This window comes from Nostoc sp. UHCC 0251 (genome assembly GCF_034932245.1).
GTDB lineage: Bacteria > Cyanobacteriota > Cyanobacteriia > Cyanobacteriales > Nostocaceae > Nostoc.
Window position 1 is genome coordinate 38,845 of the sequence record NZ_JAYGHD010000003.1, and the last position, 18,278, is coordinate 57,122.

Annotated in this window: 12 protein-coding genes; 3 read left to right on the forward strand and 9 right to left on the reverse strand. The window is 42.6% G+C overall.

Going from position 1 to position 18,278, the window contains the following annotated elements; translation table 11 throughout:
- Positions 1–7: 7 nt before the first annotated feature.
- Both VB740_RS00915 and VB740_RS00920 read right to left on the reverse strand, forming a co-directional pair.
- Complete coding sequence (locus VB740_RS00915; RefSeq protein ID WP_323198221.1) at positions 8–802, reverse strand: hypothetical protein; 795 nt, start codon at positions 800–802, stop codon at positions 8–10.
- 20 nt (positions 803–822) lie between these two features.
- Positions 823–1,806 (reverse strand): hypothetical protein, encoded by a 984-nt coding sequence (locus tag VB740_RS00920; protein WP_323198222.1) that lies wholly within the window; start codon positions 1,804–1,806, stop codon positions 823–825.
- A 233-nt stretch (positions 1,807–2,039) separates the two neighbouring features.
- On the opposite strand from VB740_RS00920, the gene VB740_RS00925 reads away from it, so the two are divergent.
- The 3 genes from VB740_RS00925 to VB740_RS00935 all read left to right on the forward strand — a co-directional run bounded on the left by VB740_RS00925 (position 2,040) and on the right by VB740_RS00935 (position 5,235).
- Positions 2,040–2,627, forward strand: a complete 588-nt coding sequence (locus tag VB740_RS00925; protein WP_323198223.1) for a hypothetical protein — start codon at positions 2,040–2,042, stop codon at positions 2,625–2,627.
- A gap of 73 nt (positions 2,628–2,700) precedes the next feature.
- Positions 2,701–3,930: a hypothetical protein gene (locus VB740_RS00930; RefSeq protein WP_323198224.1), complete on the forward strand. Its 1,230-nt coding sequence runs from the start codon at positions 2,701–2,703 to the stop codon at positions 3,928–3,930.
- Positions 3,931–3,978: 48 nt separating this feature from the next.
- Positions 3,979–5,235 carry a DNA cytosine methyltransferase gene (locus VB740_RS00935; RefSeq protein WP_323198225.1) on the forward strand — a complete coding sequence of 419 codons (1,257 nt, stop codon included), beginning with the start codon at positions 3,979–3,981 and terminating at the stop codon, positions 5,233–5,235.
- 488 nt (positions 5,236–5,723) lie between these two features.
- Here VB740_RS00935 and VB740_RS00940 read toward each other — a convergent pair whose 3' ends face one another.
- Genes VB740_RS00940 through VB740_RS00970 form a run of 7 tightly spaced genes read right to left on the reverse strand, consistent with a single transcriptional unit; the run spans position 5,724 to position 18,268 of the window.
- Entirely contained in the window at positions 5,724–8,111 is a 2,388-nt protein-coding gene (locus VB740_RS00940; RefSeq protein ID WP_323198226.1) for a DUF6519 domain-containing protein, read from the reverse strand.
- A gap of 13 nt (positions 8,112–8,124) precedes the next feature.
- Complete coding sequence (locus tag VB740_RS00945; protein WP_323198227.1) at positions 8,125–10,662, reverse strand: hypothetical protein; 2,538 nt, start codon at positions 10,660–10,662, stop codon at positions 8,125–8,127.
- Entirely contained in the window at positions 10,659–13,652 is a 2,994-nt protein-coding gene (locus VB740_RS00950; protein ID WP_323198228.1) for a putative baseplate assembly protein, read from the reverse strand. Before VB740_RS00950 ends, VB740_RS00945 begins: the two co-directional genes overlap by 4 nt.
- Positions 13,649–16,216 carry a putative baseplate assembly protein gene (locus VB740_RS00955; RefSeq protein ID WP_323198229.1) on the reverse strand — a complete coding sequence of 856 codons (2,568 nt, stop codon included), beginning with the start codon at positions 16,214–16,216 and terminating at the stop codon, positions 13,649–13,651. The genes VB740_RS00950 and VB740_RS00955 overlap by 4 nt, the downstream gene beginning before the upstream one ends.
- Positions 16,213–16,614: a GPW/gp25 family protein gene (locus VB740_RS00960; RefSeq protein WP_323198230.1), complete on the reverse strand. Its 402-nt coding sequence runs from the start codon at positions 16,612–16,614 to the stop codon at positions 16,213–16,215. Before VB740_RS00960 ends, VB740_RS00955 begins: the two co-directional genes overlap by 4 nt.
- Complete coding sequence (locus VB740_RS00965; RefSeq protein ID WP_323198231.1) at positions 16,614–17,135, reverse strand: phage baseplate assembly protein V; 522 nt, start codon at positions 17,133–17,135, stop codon at positions 16,614–16,616. Before VB740_RS00965 ends, VB740_RS00960 begins: the two co-directional genes overlap by 1 nt.
- Complete coding sequence (locus tag VB740_RS00970) at positions 17,132–18,268, reverse strand: phage late control D family protein (protein ID WP_323198232.1); 1,137 nt, start codon at positions 18,266–18,268, stop codon at positions 17,132–17,134. The genes VB740_RS00965 and VB740_RS00970 overlap by 4 nt, the downstream gene beginning before the upstream one ends.
- Between the last annotated feature and the right edge of the window lie 10 nt (positions 18,269–18,278).

Sequence of the window (18,278 nt, forward strand, 5' to 3'; positions counted from 1 at the left end):
CGCTATATTATGAAATAACCTTGGGACGACTGATTAGGGTTATATCTTTACCTTCGCCCAAACGGTACACTTCTGTGCGATCGCCAACATCAATTTCAAAAAAACGATAGCTTGTAGTAAACCGCGCCCACGGTGCCAAAGGATTAATTTTTGGGAGATTGGTTGTTGCTTGGTAAGTAATTTCAAACCCCGCTCCCCCATATTGCTTGAACATCCGCAAAAAACATTCGTAGTCTCTAGCGTGCCAAAAATCAGTTGTTCGGCGACGCACCACATCTTGGGAGTCAGAACTCATCGCCCGTGCTGCTGATGCGGACACGATCAATTGCAAATTGTCAGACATTCGCGTTAAGGCAAGTTTCTTGTCTGGGTTTGAGAATATTTCATCAACAATTGGTCTAAGCTCAGGATGCAAACAAGTTTCAGCAATGTAAAACCCTGAATACTTGCTGATATCATTCTCAAATTCCCGATCAACTAGTCTTTCGGAATCACAACTAACCGACTTTCGTAAGCTCGCAAAAATCAAGTCTTCGTATAACTTCTGCTGCGATGCTGGCGTTGCTGCAATAATTTTAAATGCAGACCCACGCATCCCCTGAATTCCAATCAAAGCACAGGTACAATCGAGGGATGCCGCCCACATTGCTAGAAATTTCCGATAGTTGGTATAAAGCATTAATGCTTCCTGGTAGTCAGGAGCTTTAATTTTGAGTAGATGCTTTACTGGGTTGGGTTTAATTTCCCATCCAGGCTTGCATAGTAAAGTCCACAACGTTGAGGAATCTTCAATGGCATCCATGCATTTATCCCCTCAGCAAATTAATGACAATTATTTGTCTGTCCGTTCTTGTCAAACCTCATGCGGGATATCAAATCCTTAAGATGGGCTGGGTCTACACCAAACCTATGAGCAATGTCATACTCCTCATCTTCAGTTGGCGGTGCATTTAGTGTAAGTAAATGCTCCAAAAAAGGTTGCGACCCCCCTAAAGGCAAACCATCATCCGTAAAAGGTAACCTATGTTCGTGCATTGACTGCTCAAATACCGCAGGGCGGGTATTTTGTAGCCACGCTACAACCTCACCAGGTTTTGGCGGCTCTATCCCCAGTTGATCGCATTCTTCTAATAACTCGTTTGATAATTGTGATTCTACTGCGGAGACGCTATGCGAACACACCACCAAATCCTGCAACCACTCCTGTAGTTTTCCTGTCTCTGGTAACTGCAAATCCAGCGTCTGACAAGCAGCTGAAAGTTCTTGTCCAATAGCAGCATTAACATATAACTGCCCCAACCAAGTAGCAAATTCCTCATTTGGAGGTAATTCTATCCCTTGTTCAAAGCTAAAAGTTTGCAGTTTCTTTCCTAAACGAATTCTTTCTAAAAGCTTTGTACCAGTATCTTCTTCATCATTAATAATTTGAGGGTCATTTGACCCAAAAGCCATTTTGTCTAAAAGCCAAATAGCTATTTGTCCTGATTTTGGAGCTGACAAATTTAGAGTTTCACAAGCAATAAGCAGCTCAGTTCCCAAAGACGTATAACTTGCAAGCCACTCCTCTAAATTACCTGACCGAGGAGCAGTAAGTCCCTTTTGAGATAAACCAACAAGCTCTAAACCTAAATTTACCAAGTTCCTAACTACCATTGACAAGCTTTTACCCATGTCAGGTATTAGCTTCTCAATTTGACCTCGCATTTCAACACTAATATGAACTGTCACGCGGTCTTTCTCTGCATCTACAGGACGACCACGCTTCGGAGGTAGCTTCGGGTTTTGTTCGGGCTGTTGTTTACTCATGTTACTTCAGTCTATCGGAACCACAAAGCATATTTGAAGCCTTTGTATGCTGAATCGTTAATAAACGTAACTATTTGGCAGTGTAATTTGCTTTTTACACTGCTAAAAAATTACAAAATGTAAATAAAACACATACATAATTAGTTGATTTGGTATTCTTCAATCAAAAGCACAAAAAAGTTGAGATGGCAGAAAAACACCTGTTTCAATCAAAATTTCTGCACGAGTCCAATATGAAATACTGCGAAATCTTCAAAAACTTACCCAAAGAAGGCTTAGAACCCAGACAATTTCTACGCCACTGTTTTGATATCGCCAAACTTAGTCCCCCCGAACTGCTGGAAGAAGAAACCGACTCACAATACCGCAAAAAATGTATCACTGTACTATGTGCAGTCTTAGGTGTACAAAGACCAACAGTTCGCAAGTGGGGAAGTGATCTCAATTTTGATGGGATACCCAACTACTCCAAAGTTTCACTTGCTTACATTCATGCCGCCGAAATTGTGCCAAAGCAGCTAAAGAGCATCTTGAGAGGAGAATACAACGCACCGGAAGTAGATGCTCAAACGTTTCTAGAAAAAATACTCCTCGAAGGGTTAAGCGAACAACAAGTATTACAAACTGTCTCTCACGCGAATTTTCGCGCAACTTGTGTCAAAACTCTCACGCAAGTATTACATATTGGCACCAAGTCAGTTCAAGATTGGGGTCAGGATATGTCGTTTCACAAAATGCCCAAAATTCACAAGCACACCTTGGGCTATGCCTTGGCTGCTATCTCCAAATCATCATCAAAAAACTTGCAGAAAGCAGCGTGACTTATTCAACTAGTCGAATTAGGAAACTTGGTCTTAAAGATAAGACCGCGCATATTAGTGCATGAACAATATCATGACTACAACAACTTTTTCAAATAAATTATACGTCGAGCAGCATCAGGTAGACTCCAATCCTACCACCCACATAGAGCAAAGTACCCTAGAGTACCTCCATACGGCTTTCCTACTCTATGAGTACAAGCAGACCTACACCAAAAAAGAATATCGCGCACTGTTAGAAGAGTACGGTTGGGATAAGGGCAGTACTGAGGAAAGGCGATCGCTCCGAATTGCCGAGAATTTTCAAGCATTTATCAGTTGCCCGGAACACTTGGCGGTTTTACCAATATCGCTACTACTTCGGTTATGTTCTGTGAACTACAAAATCCTAATTGATGAATTGAAAGATATTCCTATTGGTGGATTGACTTGTAGATTAGTGTTAGAACTGATTGAGAAAAGAAGATTATTTCTCAAAGCCATGAATCAAGAAAAAAAAGATGGCAACTGGCGAGCAACACCAGATGGAAATAGATATTACACCTTCGGCAAAATTATGGAGGATGACCACCAGACAGGGGTGTTTACCGAGAAGTTAATAGAGGAATTGGGATTGTCACCGCAGCGAATTGTCAGAAAGGCGATCGCTGACCTATATGAAAAGCATCAAGCTGAGATAACCAAGAATGAAATCGGCTCTTTTGAAGAACTAATCCCTTGTGAACAACCCACTGACACCATAGAAGAATTGATTCCTGCCAACGATGAAAGTGTCGTCAACCCAATAAACCTTCAGGTAATGCAGCGAGAACTTGAAACCTTGTGGCAGAGGGATACAGAAGAATATGACTGCGAAGAATACCTGGAAGAACCTGAAGAGTCAAACATTGACTTTGAAGAAGATCAGATTCAGGCAGTAGAAAGTACATTGGCTGGGATGTTCGGTACAAATGAAGTCCCAGCAAATGATGCAGAAGTCCTCGCAGACATATTGCGGAAAGCTTCAGATTATTCCTCAGTGCGCCGGGGGCTATGGCAATATCAACAAGCTAAAGAAGAAGCTTGGAACCTCCTCTCGGATTCGGAAAGGAAATCTGTATGGCAGATGCTTCCAGAGGCAATCAAAAAGCTTAGTAATGCCAAACGTGAAGGGTTGATTATCAATTTTTATGAGATGGAGTCAGGAGGAGTATATAAAGTCTTTACTACAGATTACCCACTAATAGAAGAAACAGTTAGTAATAGTCGGTTAGACAGATGGCTGGCAGACTTGAAAGTCAGGCAGAACTCCGATTGTAATTGATGTGTGTTTAAAGCCAAGTGCAAGAAATAAACATTAATTAGAATCTCAATGAACTCAACAGCAACAAACAAAAAAATAGCTGTTAGCCTATTCTCCGGGGTGGGTGGATTTGACTTGGGATTTAAAGCAGCAGGATTTGAAATAGCGATCGCCATTGATAATAATCCCATCGCCCTAGCATCGTACCAACATAATTTCCCGCACACCATAGTTTTGTGCAAAGACATTCGGGAGGTGACAGGGGAAGAAATACGCGCCTGTATTCAGACAAAGTACATAAATTGGGACGGGGAAATTCATACAGTTTTTGGTGGCCCACCATGCCAAGGATTTAGTGTTGCTGGACTGCAAAATGTTGAAGATGAGAGAAACTCATTGGTAGGGGAGTTTGTACGGCTGGTGTTGGAACTCAATCCCCTAGCTGCAATCATGGAGAATGTGCCGGGGATTGAAAATCAGAAGTTTGGCTGCATTACTGCTAACCTCCAAGCAATGCTAGAAGAACATTATTTTCTCTCAAAGTGGAACCTGAACGCTTCAGATTACGGGGTTCCCCAGGCGAGAAAAAGGGTATTTTTTGTTGCATCTAAGTTTGGAGAAATTATACCACCGGAGCATCAACCTCAACATACAGTTAGAGATGCGATCGCGGACTTGTCGCCAATCCCCCTACTCCCCAAGCAAAACACTCAAGAATGGCATCCAGATTGGGTAAAGGGAGAATATGCTAAGTATCTTGAGAAAATATTCCCAAATCTTAGTATAATAACCAACATTTGGACGGGATTCGCCGCGACAACACATACACCAGAAGTAATTCAGCAATTCATCAACACTCCCCCAGGTGCGAGAGAAGCTAAATCCAAATCAAAAAAGCTGCAATGGGATGGATTCTGCGTGACGTTAAGAGCGGGGAGTGGCAACCGCACCGCATTACGTCCCCTTCATCCAGTACAACCACGAGTTATCTCAGTTAGAGAAGCTGCTCGTTTGCACAGTTATCCTGATTGGTTTAATTTTAGTGAGGCAATACTCCACGCCCAAAGAGAAATCGGAAATTCGGTACCCCCATTGCTTGCATATGCTGTGGGAATGCAAGTTAGGGAACATCTAGAATGCAATATCATTTATCAGATTAGATGCCCAAATTGGCAAAACTGCCTATTTTTCTCAATATTTTGCAATTTTAAGAATATATTCGTTTTTGCCAATGAAATGCTGTCTTTAAGCGGGTTAAGCAAAATCAGCAAAGAGCGATCGCCTCCACATCTGGAAGAAAGAAAAATTTTGGGCTGTTTTTCTTAGTGCCATTCCACTTTAGCTCGCTTGTCGCCCCTTGAACCTATACAATTTATTTTTATCAAAAACTGCTCTGGCTTGTGTCTAGAACAACGATTCATTAATAAAACACGAGGCAAATAAACCCTGTTTTAACGTCTTATACAACCAATAATTCCTTGTTTCAGCCTCAATAAACCTAGTTTTTGGTCATGATTTTGACTACTGAATCAGTGTTCTAGGGCCGTTTTTGATTGCACAGTAGAAGCCAGATTCACAACTGCACACAATGGTGAATCATATAACAGTAACTGGTAGCAATCGAAATTCTGGTACAGCCCATAATTTACTCGCTTCTAGGGAAAATATTGAGCTATATTCCATAAAACCGCAGACTCAAGATGTATTCAAAATTAACCCTTGCTTTCACAAGCCCGGTCATGCTCAAGGACTTTTCCAATTAAAACAAGAAAGGTTATTCTTTTGTGTCAATGCGTAAGTTCTAAGAAGAAGGCTTACGATGTTTGCCGTTTACCTCTTCTTGGTTGTACCTCAGGCTGTTGAGTTTCAAGCTTTTGTGCTTGCCTGATGTTAATAACACTGATCCAGTCACCACCCTCAGAACCATTTCCACTAGAACGATTGGGTACCCCTGGCCAAATATGGTTACCATCTAATGAGTGAAACTCATTAATACTTACCTTATTGTTCTCTCGCCTAAGGATATATTTTTTTTCTCCATCAATTAATTGCCATCTAAAATTAGGTTTTTCTTCAAAAAGAAAAGCATTTGGCGAAAGTGTAATTCCTTGTTGTATAAACTCTTTACATAAAACCGGAATAATACTGTTATCAAAATCGTTCAAGAGTGGATTTGTGATATAAAATAAGGTTTTTTCGTTCAAAATCCAATCACCATGCATTGTTACTGTAAATTGGAAGAAATCATTTGTTGTAAAAATCTCTTTTGTAGACCAATTTTCTGATAAAATCAAGCGGACAGCATTAGTAAAATCTTGATTGAGTAAAGTTTCCACTTCTGTAATTAAATTGAATTGGTTTTCTACTATTTCATTGCCAATCAACCAACGAATAGCTTTTTTTTCTTTTGTTTTAACCTGTACTGCTTGAATTTCTATTGGCAATGTATAAGATTCTATGGCACCAGTTGCATTTATTTTTTGACCTGAAATAAATAAACTTCGTTGGTGCAGACTATCAACTCGTACTGGTTTTTGAAATTCAATCACTAATCCTAACTTAGTAAATAAATTTGTTAAATCTTGTGACTGAATAGCAAATAATTGAATTTCTGATGGACTTTCTGACGCTCCTTCTTCTGGAGTGCTAATCTCAAAGACTTGATCGTGATGCCAACTGGCATTGAGTACATGGTTAAGGTCTGGTATGTCACTATTGGATTCTTGTATTGGTGCAACAGAGTTTTTTTGAGTGCTTATGTAGTGTCGGCAATCATAAACTTGCACTTGGTTTAGAGCAACTGAAATAACTGCAAGTGGAGCATAGTAATGAGCCACTCCATGAGGTTTTTGGGCAACTGGTATGAGTTTGTTTCCATTTCTTTGTTTAGGCCATTCTACATCTCCAGTAGCAGTGCGGGCAGGAATTAACCAATAGTCGCCTACCTGATAAAAACCCTCCTCAAATTGAACCTCAACACCATCCTCTAGTTGAATCCATTGCTCTTTTATATCAGATAGTTCTACACATATTTTACGGGAATCCCAACGGCGCAGTAGAGGATGCTGTTCTAGCCCAATTGCATTCCAGTGATGGAGTAAAGAGGGCTTTTCGTTATGGTCTGTATCTTCTATGAGAGTGATTTGGTTTTCGATGCTGTCAATTTTATCAACTTTTAGCAGTTTTCTAGACAACTCATGAAGGACATAATCGTCATCTACAACTTCAACCCAATCGCCCACGGATAAACTAAAACGGTTGTCGCGTCCTAAATGTTCAATTCTCAGCGTTAAGGTTGAGTTGTCTAAACTCGAAAATTCTATAATAGGAAAAACAACTGAGCTATTATCTCGTGACCAAACAAACGTAATATTGTGAGAATTTCCGTTGTAGGCAACATCGAAAATTTCCACTCGATAAAGCTGGTTTTCTGCTCCACGGTATTTGGAATTAAAAGGAATGATGCAGGAATTATTTGAGTTAGCAGCCATTGGCTTTATCGTTCTGGCTTTAAGCTTTCCATTTCCTGGCTTTAGGAAGTTATTACCAAATAAGTTACGGAAATAGTTATAGTCGTTTTTTACCTGTTGCCCAACAGTTTCAAAATTTTGCTCGTTGCTAATTTTTTTAAGTTTTACCTGCCATACTAACTTTGAACGAGTTGCTGTATCTGCCCCTCCCAGAGCTACTTCAAGAATGCCTGCTTTTAACTCGTTATCATCTTCAATATAAGTGATATGGCGTTCCCAGACATCAAGATAGGCAAGATAAATACCCCCCTCAACTTCTACTTCACAAGCGTCTAATCTTAATTTAGAAATAAAGTCTGGCTGCTCCACAAAGGGTATATAGTCATCATTTTCACAAAGTATGCCCTCTACATAATAGTTACCCTTTCCAATGAGATAACCTTGAGAGCGCAGCCTATTTTTTAATTTTATCTTTTCCTCATCACTAAGACCGCTAAGATTATTAATTTGCTCCTCATTGGCAATAAACTCAAAACCGCAATTATCTTCTGAACCACCGTGCAGTCCAATGATATCCTTTGCCAAGCTTTGTAAGCGATCCAAAAGTATAGAGGCTTGCTCGTTCCAGTCTGCATCCAGTTGGACTCGCCCCTGCTGCATGAGAACCCGTAGGAACTGCTTGCTCTTGTCGTAGGTGTTGCGGGTAAAATCACCTCTAAATTCTCCTTGCATAATATTCTCCTCATTAGGTAGCGTAAAGAATACCAACCTCCATGCCAGCTGGTATATATTCATCTAAACGGATGCGTAGGTTAGCTTCTCTTAGGGGTTGATATAGATTGTGAAAAACACCCATTTCTGATTCGTCATCAGCACCACGTTTGATTTCTTCAGCACAGGTTTGCGCTAACTGACAGTAGGTGGGTGTGCCATATCGTGTACTGTTGAACTGAGGTCGCACCCGATTTTGTTCCTCCTGCTGTTCAGCTTCTTGTGCAACACTCTGTTCCACTAAGTCAGGTTGGCAATGAAACCGACGTGGTGTGTGCGAGTTGGGCGTCACATAGCAGAAACGGATACAACCTTGTTGACGACGAGCAACGAATATCCTACCGTTGAAAATACTGTTTTCTGCTAGGTCGATGGCATGTACTTGAATCTGACCAAATACAGTACAGCGTACAATAGTCAAACGGGCATGGGCGATGGAGTAACCCACTGCACCAATAGCTTCCCCTTCAATAGTCGTAGCATCTACAATGCTATCGCTAATATGTATGGGCAAAGGGTCGGTCTCCACCTCATCTTGGTTGACCTGAATCGAACCAATAATGCTGTGTTCAATAGCAATGCACGCATTTATATTAAATAACTCCAAACTTGGTTCGGTTGAGCGCCGAGGTTCGCAGTCGCAATGTAATGACCAACCCGGTACCAATGTAGAATGGCGGATAAGCACCGAAGCCGGTTTTTGCACACCTGTGGTTAGATAACCTTCAGACTGGTCTCCTTCTACATGCACTCCCCGACCAGTAATCAGCAAGCCGTCGAGAATAAAGCAACTTCCTGGCTTGACTGTGACATTTAATGCATCTCCGAAAGCAGTTCTCCAATCCAGAATCCGAATCACCGGACGCTTGCGGTTTGCTGCACGCAATTGCAGGCTTTGGTTTTTTTCCAATTCAATATTAATTCGCTCTACATAAACACCGCTATCGGTAATTTCAATAACAGCATCACGTGGTTTTTCTCGCTGCCACTGTAAGATTGCCTCAGTAATGGTTTGATAATACTCGAATGAAGTTTGGCTTACCTTGTAATGTGCATAGTGCTTTCCTATTGCATGGGGAAAAGCGTCTTCCAACAACAACCTATTAAGGCGAATCAGTTCTTTACCTTGCAGGTTTTGCTGAAGCAACTTATTGGTTTTCTCTGTCAACCTGATAGATGCAAAACGTTGTTCCTCATAAAGACTTTTACCTAAAAGCAGTTGATTCAGTTCTTTAATCAAAGCTGTAAGTAGAGGTCGTTCGGGAGAGTAGGAGCTAGTGTAGGCATCTAAAAGTTCTCGGGTAGGTTGAGAAAATTGCGATCGCAAAAACTGAGATAACGTCGAGAAATCTTGCAGTTGAGAGACCAAACTTGCTAGTTCTTTAATATCATCAGCATCAAGTAACAAGTGTTCTGGAGAATTTAACAAGAGTCGATTATATTCACCACCCCCAATATCAGCACTGAACCCATAATGATAAGAAACCCAGACACCATTTTTAGGTAACTGACGTAGCGGAAAGACCATGCGACCCAGTTCTGGGTCAACAGCTATATGGTCTGATGGTGGTTGGTAATTCCAATCGCTGAGGTCAGCAACAATAATTTTATCTGGAGAGACTAGTTGCAATTGTGATCCAACACCTTTCCAGATTTCCAAACTTTTGGTGAGTTTTTCTAAATTTGGGTTGGAGTTGTAATAGTCGCTTATGTGAGACTGCAAAACTCGCCGTTGAATGGGAATAGGTAAGTTTAACTCACGAGCAATTTGCGTTGCATCTTCTTCTGGTTCCGGACGAGTGTAGAGAGAAGTATCGTTGCCTGTAATGCTAAAGGTATAGCAGTTAGAACTAACTTCCTCCAAACAGAAAGCTGGTGTTCGAGTCGCCGAATAAGCTTTTAATCGCCAAACAAAAATACCAATACTGGGGATATTGTGGCTTCCCAGACCATAGTGTGAAGCAATTCTGTGTACATCTACTGTATGAGCTAATAATTCATTAAATGGGCTATCTAACATGGACAGTGCAGCAAGCTTACGCAAATCCACTGTTGTTCGACTGGGCGAATGCAGGTGATTGATATGCTGCGTTCTGCTAAGTAACTTATAAAACTCTACAACTCGTGCTTGCCAACCAGCCACCTTATAAGCTAGCAATTCTAGTAACGCTAGCGTACCCTTGCGCCGCCGATAACGAATAGTGTTTGCCACCTCACGACGCTTAATTAAAATTTTGTTGCGCTGCTGCCCTTCAGCCGTAGTCGGGTTTCCCAACTGACCAGCGCTATGAACACTTTGGTAACCAATTAACTCGCCAATGTATGGCACTACCCAATCCTGACAAGTCTCAATAAACCAGTTCTCATAGAGTTGAGTGACATCTGCTTCAACAACGTCTACCTGTTCGGCAATGACACGTAATAAATCCCGCAGTGGATACCCTTGTTCTGCATCACGCACACGGTATATAGTTGGCAAGAGTTCGTAAAGGTGATCTGGGGAATTGTTCATGACTTCACCTCCTTAAGAATCAGCATATCTGGTACTTTAGGGCTGAGAATAGCTAACTGAGCGGGAAGAACGCGGGAAGACCCTTGGTTAGCCATTGAGCCGAAATGAGCTAAGTTAACAGGAATAAGTTGTTTTGGTTGTGATGGCGGTTGTTTACCCCAACGAGTTGTACCTAAGCTTGCCAGATATTTAAGTTTTTCATCTAAAATGTCTGGGTTTTTAGCTTCAGTTTCGGAGGCGCTATCCAAAATATCCACATCCACATAGTCTACCCCAGGCACTTGTTGAATTATGCTGATGACTTCGCTAAAAACAACATCTTGTCCCAGTTCCCGACGTTCAAAGCTAAACTTATCGAACAAAGCAGTACGAATTTTCAATGCTACGGATGCCCATTGATAGTTTGGTAAAATCCGCACGCGGGCACTAATAATCAACAGCATCAGTTCGCGTATAGCTACTTGCAGTGTCTGATACGGGTCACCAAACTGGTGTAACGCTTGAAAGAAACTGCGGTATAAATCTGAATTTTTATCAATAGGGATATCATCAGCACCAGCGATGGTGATATGAAGGATTTGGCGCGCTCCGTTTGAAAGACGTTGAGCGCTTGCTTTGCCAATTCCGGTAAAAGAACGGGCAAAATCAGCATAGTCCCGCACGGAAACTGCTCGGTTTAGAGATATTACTCCCACAGGTGCATTGCGGCGTATTTCATCAGGGCTTTCTGGATCTGCGCCACCTGTTGCTCCTATTGGGTTGAGTACGCCACTCAAACCTAGAGGCTGCATCGCCAATTGGTTGATTTGTTGTGCTGCAACATTACCACCTTTGCCAATGCCAGTCCGGTAGACAGCCTTAACATTTTCAATACCACTAGGCAACCTAGCCCCGTTTTCACCGTTGCCAAAGATAATAGTTGTGTTGCCATCATTGTCAGTTTGGGTGACAAAGGCATGGTCTGTTGGGCCTAACTGGATTAAATTTTCGACTTCTCGCCACCGGACATCGTTGACGTACACCTCCAAGGTGCTAACAACACCACCAGGGATAGGTGCTGGTAAGTAGGTGATGGGCGGTTGCAAAAGTGTAAATTGTTGGTTTGCCTGAGTGCCGTCGCCACTACCTAGTATCTCAGTGCGCGTCTCTCCATGCGTAGCTTTTACTACGTTGCCATAAATAGTAACAGTCTCGCGTTTGTAAAAGTAAGCTAAAGGTCTAGCAAACCTTAGGAATGTGTGGGGTTGATCGTTAAGCATACCCTTACATGTATCCTGCCTGACCCCTGCAAGCATAACAACTTCGCTAGCCCAAACACCGTTGACATTGAGTATATCGCTGCGTTCGCCTGAGATAATCAACCAGCGACCGGGCTGTAAACCTTCGTAGAGATTGTCCAGTTCAATTTCCATCTGATCGCATATAGAATCTTGAGCAGCGATCGCTTTATCTTGATTGCTGGGTACATCTTTGAGGTCAATTGGTTTTTCTACCAAATTCACCACCTCACTGGGAAGGTAGACCGTGGTTTTACGCATGACATCTAAAGATGTATCGGTCTCTTTTAACCAAGGTTTATCTAAGGTAAGTTGGGTAATTCTTGCTACTGCATTATAGTCTGTTTTAGATATATTTTCGACTTTTTCTACTCGATAAATAGGGATTTCACTATCATTTACACGCTCAATTGCTACCCAACTACCAGGTACAATTCCGTCATACAAAGTATCTAATGCCAATATATTTCGTAATTCTGGTGGCAGTGTGCCAGAAACAGTTGTTTCTGTGGGTTGTGCAGAAGTTGGCAGTTCAACGACAGGGCTTGATATTGACTCATCTATGTCTGCAATTTGCCATTCCTCGTATCCAGTAATTCTCCCATCGTCGTTAAAAATTGGCTTTAATGGTACGTCATGTCCGAAAGGGGCAGCTTTTGTACTTAGAGACTCAATCCGCTTCAATTGATTGGAAGAATTACCTTTATCGCTTGCCAAAATCTGATGTACTGTTCTGTTTAAAGCAGGCTCTAAAGTTTTGATTAATCGCGGTTTAATATCAATTTTGTTCGGCTCGAAGATTTGCTGGTTTGTACGCTCCATTTCTAGAGCATTAGCAGGTTGTTTTGATGGAGGTTTTAAGGCTTGTTCTATTCTTTGTTCTGTTGTGTTTGCTGGAGTGCCTTCTTGCAAATCATCAACAGTTAGCTGTGGTGTAACTTTTGTAAGTGGTTGTAATGTAACTTTTGTGCGTATCTCAGCAGGTTGAGGCTCAACAATCTGAACTCGGCGAACAACTTGCTCATCTTCAGCGTCACCAAAGATAAGTAAAAGCGGATCGTTAGGTTTGAGATTTGTGCCTACACCCTCTAAATAAAGCTTGTCAATTTGAGTAGCGGTGGTTGTTGTAACTTGCTGCGGTTGGCTTATCCGGGGTTGAAGCTGATTCAACTCTGCACGGGCTGCTAGTCTTTCAGAGGTTTCAAAATATTGAGGTAGTTCACCGGAAGTCGGTAGGCTTTGCGTACCCAGACCAATAGGAATTTCCAAATTGTAACCGTCTTCAAGGGTAAACGCTAAATAAACACTGGCACTCACGCCAGGACTAGGTGCGTAGTCTACTAAACGGGCTAATTCCACTACAGAACGACGCTCAATGGCTGTGCGTAAATAGCCTTCATTAGCAATGCGTTCCTGATAAAATGTCAGAACATCCGCTACAGTAGCCCAGGCATCTAACAGAGCAAGAGACGGATCGTTAGGATCGCGTGTTTTTAGATTTCTCAGTGGTGGAAATTTACTGTCGCCCAAACGCGCTTTCATTGTCTCTAAAAAGCTAGCATGGGTACCCACTCGATAAGCTAGGGTATACAAACCAGGTTGATTTGCTACCAACTTTGGAGTCAGAATTTCTACACCTTCACAGCAGCCACAGGTTGAGTTATCGCTTGGTTTATAGTTAGAGTGACAGCTACAGCTACAAGTTAATTTCATCGTCCACCTCGCATATCGAGTGTGAATTTACCGTTTTCAGGGAAGTTGGGATCGTTGTCGAGTCGGGCAATTTCCAAAGAACCGATAGGGAGAAAACCTTCTTCAATCTCGCGATTGGAACCTTCAAACAGACGTTCTAACTTTGTCAGAGAAACGCTTTCCACTCCTGGAACAGCATGGGCGATCGCAACGAGTTGACTTAGGGCAATTCCTTTGCCAAAAGTCAAATTATCGGGATGGAAGAAACCACGCCGTCCATCTGGTAAATTGCGGTTGCTGAAAATATCAAGCAAAGCTGCTTTGACATGACCGCGCAGATAGTCAAATTTGACGTAGACTGTCATAACCATGTCTAGAGAGACACGCACTGCTTGCTTAACTATGACATCATGACCAATGCGGCGGTAGAGTTCCAAGTCTGCTGCAATATCTTGAAGCAATTTGTCGTCTGCAAATTCATAGTTTAGCGGATCTACGACCACCCAAACTTCATACCAACTGCCCGTCCAGCGTAAAGTTGCAGCTGCTCTTTGCACTTTAGTAGGGAAATGTTGCATCACTAATTGAGCGTAGTCATCTGCTGTGATCGCACGCTCTAGTTTTTGGTGAAATAGGTGCGGTGCATATAATTTTACCTGAGATAAGGGTTCGGGTGCTGTTCCACCTTGAGCGCAGAAGGGCTGGTGCGGCTGTAAAGTCCAACCGCTATTTGAGATATTGCGAAAGACAATATAAGAAATCATTTCTGCACCGATATTACCTGATAACCCGTTACCTACTCGGTAAGTTGCTTGGAAGTGAGTATTAATTGCTGGACGCATTCCTAACTCATCGTCTCCGAAGCGCAAGTGAGCTTTTCCATCATTGTCCATTTCTACGAGAAAATGTTGGTCTTCACTTTCGCTGTCTATCAAGTCATACTGGGGAGTCCATGTGGAACTTTCTACAGTACCATATGTTACGACGGTGCTTGCGAGTTGGATCGCGGGTAGTGCTTCATGGGGATATTGAGTTAGTAGACTCGTGGCTGGGTCTTGGGTGAGGTTTTTGATGGAAAGGGGTTGGCTAAAGGTTAGTGATGTTTTTTGCAAACTGGGACGGAAGCGATCGCCTATAACTAAAGTTTGTATGGGTTCGCCTTCCTCTTGACACTCCTGTATCACCTCTTTTCCTGGCACAGCTCCCAAATCCTCATTAATACTGCGACCATGATCGACTAGAATGACATTGCCTCTAGCAACGCTAATATCAGCTAAATCGCATTCTGGTGGTACTATTGCCGAAATGCAAAGGGGAAAAGGTAGTGCATCCTCTTGTGCCCATTCGATTTCTACAATCGGTTGGTTGTAAAGTTCATCTACACTAGGTTTGACACTGGTGAGACGTACAGGATGACGATGGTTAATATCGGCATTTTCTGGAATCCCTGTTTTGGGATCTTTAATTTCTTCAAAAATTAAGATGTCACCAGCTTTGAGGTGCAATTTTCGCTGTGGTTCTAAACATTGGGTACTAGGCAATCTTTCCCCCTCTGCCTCTATGGGTTCTATAAATTCATCCACTAATGTAGCGGTTGTGGAACCACGGGGTATGCAGCAGGAGCGTTCGCCCCATGTATAGAATAGTATTTGGTTGTGAGCGTTGTAGAGATGAATCGGTAGTGGCGTTAGAGTTTTGAAAACTTCATAACTGTTAGGAGGTACGTCATCCAAGTGATTGTCATCTTCAAGGATGGTAGCAAGGGCAGGAGAATTTTTATAGCTAGTAATAAAATAAAAATTATTGGATTCAAGGATAAAACTATCTATACCTTTTATCTCAAGCCACAACCAAGTACGGGCATTACAGCCCTCGTGCATTGGATAATCGATGAGACGGGCATGACGGCGAACGGAGATACGCTGGCGGGCAGTTTCTAGATAAGCTTCGGTTGCAACCGCATCCTGGTAGTAGCTGAGATTATCTCCAACATAAGCTAAAACTTCTACTAGAGTAATACCCAAATCGGGGACGTGGCGTTCTTGCCAGTCCGGCATAATTAGGGACAGGCGGTCTAAAATCAACTGGCGAAAACTGGCGTAATCCTTGGCGAGATAGTTAATATCTGGTTCAACCAGTTGCTGTGGGGGACAAGTTTGCGGTTGTTGCAAGCAATCTAGGTCGCTGCTACAATCGCCATCCCGGAATTTAAATTGTAATTGGGAGTAGCGCGGGTCAAAATTGGGATAGGGTTCGTTTGTGGGATTGCCTTGTTCATCCAATGACACCAGGTGCAAAGTGTAGGGGGAAAAATCACCCGGTTGGTTAACAATAACTTTGAGGTAAGCTTCCAAGTTTTGAGGATGTTCAACTTGCAAACCACTGACCTGGAGATTACGGATGCGCTGACCGCCTTCAAGACGTAGATTTTCTTTTCTTAAGTTTTCTGGAACTGAACCTAAAAAGTAGACGTAGAGCGATCGCAAGTCCTCACCAACTTCCAAATAATCTAGACCGTTTTTTCCCTGTCTGCGGACTTCGTGGCGGCGCTGTTCGTTTTGGCAAGTAAAGGTTTGCTTGTTCATGGTACCGTCGTACTAAAAGTAGTTGTCTGTGCCTCACCTGTAGTTCGTAGCACATACTGCACTACGACACGCAGGGTAGCATCTTCACTTGTTACTTCCAGCGTGCGTAACTCGATTAAGTCACCCAACCAGCGATCGATCGCAGCTGCAACGATGGCTTGTATGGCTGTTGCCAGTTCTGGGCTGTTCGGTGAAAATATGTAAGTTAACAAGCCACTACCAAACTCCGGTCGGTTAACCCGTTCGCCAGGATTGGTAAACAAGAGTTGTTCGATTAAATCGCGGATGTGATTTTCATAGTCAGTACTTGCAGTGCGACCCCATCTATCGAAGCGGAATGGAAAGTCAAGGTTCGTAACATTCCCGTCAGTTAAAGAATATTCGAGATATTTTGGCATCACGTCACCTCCAAGCCGTCTTTGTTAATCGATACCGTCTTAGAACTGAGCTTTACAGTTGCACCACGCCCGTTGTCAATCTCAATTCCCGAATTATCCATCACCAGACGCAGGGTTTGTTTGCCGATCTTCGCTTCAATGGTGATGCTTTCCTTACCCTTTGCATCATTGATCTCAATTTTGCCGATATCGGTTTTGAGTACTTTAATTTCGGGGTTGGCTGGTTTAGCGGGTAGTACATCTGTCCCTACTTTTTCATCTGCCCAAAAGCAGCCGCTCCAAATAGGATAATCTGGATCGCCGTTTTCAAATTCAATCCATACTAAAGACTTCACTGGCGGAATCAGAAACACCCCAACGCCTTTTCCTGCATAGGGAACACAAGGCAATGCCCAACCGCCTTCGCGATCGCCATATACATCTTCCACTTTGGCTCGCAATCGACCGATTTTCCAAGGATCGCTGTTATTGGTGACAACACCTCGGTATTTACCGTAAAAAGGAGGGCCTTGTTTATTCATACTTTGACTCTCTGAGTTGTCGTACCTTGCCCCTCGCGGATTAGGGTGAAGCTTTGTTTGTATTCCCCGCGCTTAATCCGATGCGTTACCTGTTTGACGTAGTAGTTGCCGTCATAGGTATTGCCCACACCCCGGACTCCTACCAATCGACGTACTTGCAGGATATGACCGTAGCGTAAGGTATCCACTTCGCCGCTAGCTATCACGGTATCTTTCTGAGAGCGACTGGCAACTGATTCAGCCAGTCGCTTGGCTGGGATTTTGTCAAGTTTATCGGTATTGCGTAGTACCGTCTGACGTAATGGTTTTGCTGGCTTACTTGCTAGACGCTGACCGGAGGAAGTGGGAACAGCAACAGGAATCTGTACCCCAGTGGAGGGATTGACAATTTCGACCTGAGGTTTAATAGCTTCCAACGCATCAAAAGCAAAGGTTATGGGCGTATCTACATTAGTATACGCTCCCATGTTCATTGTCAGTGCTGGCTGGATAGGCTCCATCTGCTCCTCTTCTTCCCCCCAGTAAGCAATATTCTGAGTAGTAATTTTCGTAGGTTGGATGTAAAAAATAAAACTATTACGTTCAGCCAGACGTTGGATAAAGGTTAAATCAGTCTCCTGTTGAGTTGTTATCTTGTCTTGTACTGTAGGTCTATAAGTGGAAATGGTTGATGTTACCTTGGGTCTGAGTCCGTCAATGCGGTATTTATTCAATAGACGGGTAACAATCGCAGAATCAGATTGGTTTTCATAGGTTTCACTTTTTTCTTCCAAATCCAGCTTCAGGCTAATATCTTCGCCCGTAACGATCAGCCTTGATTCACCGGGTTGGCTGCTAGGTATAACCTGATGGTGAGTAATAATTCCATCCATCAATATGTAGGGTTGAACCCCCAGATTTATCATAAAAATAACACGATTTGGAGGGTCTAAAATTCCATCTAGTAATAACCCATAATCTTTAAACGATTTTTTTAAGTTTTTGCCGATACTAAAGGTGATTTGAAAGCCACTGCGATCGCGGTCTTGTTGTTGAATTTCTATGTCAATTAACGATTCGACTACTTGATAAGGAGCGGGTTTCGGGATAGTGGGGCCAATTAATAATTGCAGGCGGATACCAGGGTCGGGCATTATACATCAA

Bases quoted from the DNA above. Each gene is read 5' to 3' on its own strand.
- VB740_RS00915 (WP_323198221.1), bottom strand. From the start codon at position 802: ATGGATGCCATTGAAGATTCCTCAACGTTGTGGACTTTACTATGCAAG.
- VB740_RS00920 (WP_323198222.1), bottom strand. From the start codon at position 1,806: ATGAGTAAACAACAGCCCGAACAAAACCCGAAGCTACCTCCGAAGCGT.
- VB740_RS00925 (WP_323198223.1), top strand. From the start codon at position 2,040: ATGAAATACTGCGAAATCTTCAAAAACTTACCCAAAGAAGGCTTAGAA.
- VB740_RS00930 (WP_323198224.1), top strand. From the start codon at position 2,701: ATGACTACAACAACTTTTTCAAATAAATTATACGTCGAGCAGCATCAG.
- VB740_RS00935 (WP_323198225.1), top strand. From the start codon at position 3,979: ATGAACTCAACAGCAACAAACAAAAAAATAGCTGTTAGCCTATTCTCC.
- VB740_RS00940 (WP_323198226.1), bottom strand. From the start codon at position 8,111: ATGCAAGGAGAATTTAGAGGTGATTTTACCCGCAACACCTACGACAAG.
- VB740_RS00945 (WP_323198227.1), bottom strand. From the start codon at position 10,662: ATGAACAATTCCCCAGATCACCTTTACGAACTCTTGCCAACTATATAC.
- VB740_RS00950 (WP_323198228.1), bottom strand. From the start codon at position 13,652: ATGAAATTAACTTGTAGCTGTAGCTGTCACTCTAACTATAAACCAAGC.
- VB740_RS00955 (WP_323198229.1), bottom strand. From the start codon at position 16,216: ATGAACAAGCAAACCTTTACTTGCCAAAACGAACAGCGCCGCCACGAA.
- VB740_RS00960 (WP_323198230.1), bottom strand. From the start codon at position 16,614: ATGCCAAAATATCTCGAATATTCTTTAACTGACGGGAATGTTACGAAC.
- VB740_RS00965 (WP_323198231.1), bottom strand. From the start codon at position 17,135: ATGAATAAACAAGGCCCTCCTTTTTACGGTAAATACCGAGGTGTTGTC.
- VB740_RS00970 (WP_323198232.1), bottom strand. From the start codon at position 18,268: ATGCCCGACCCTGGTATCCGCCTGCAATTATTAATTGGCCCCACTATC.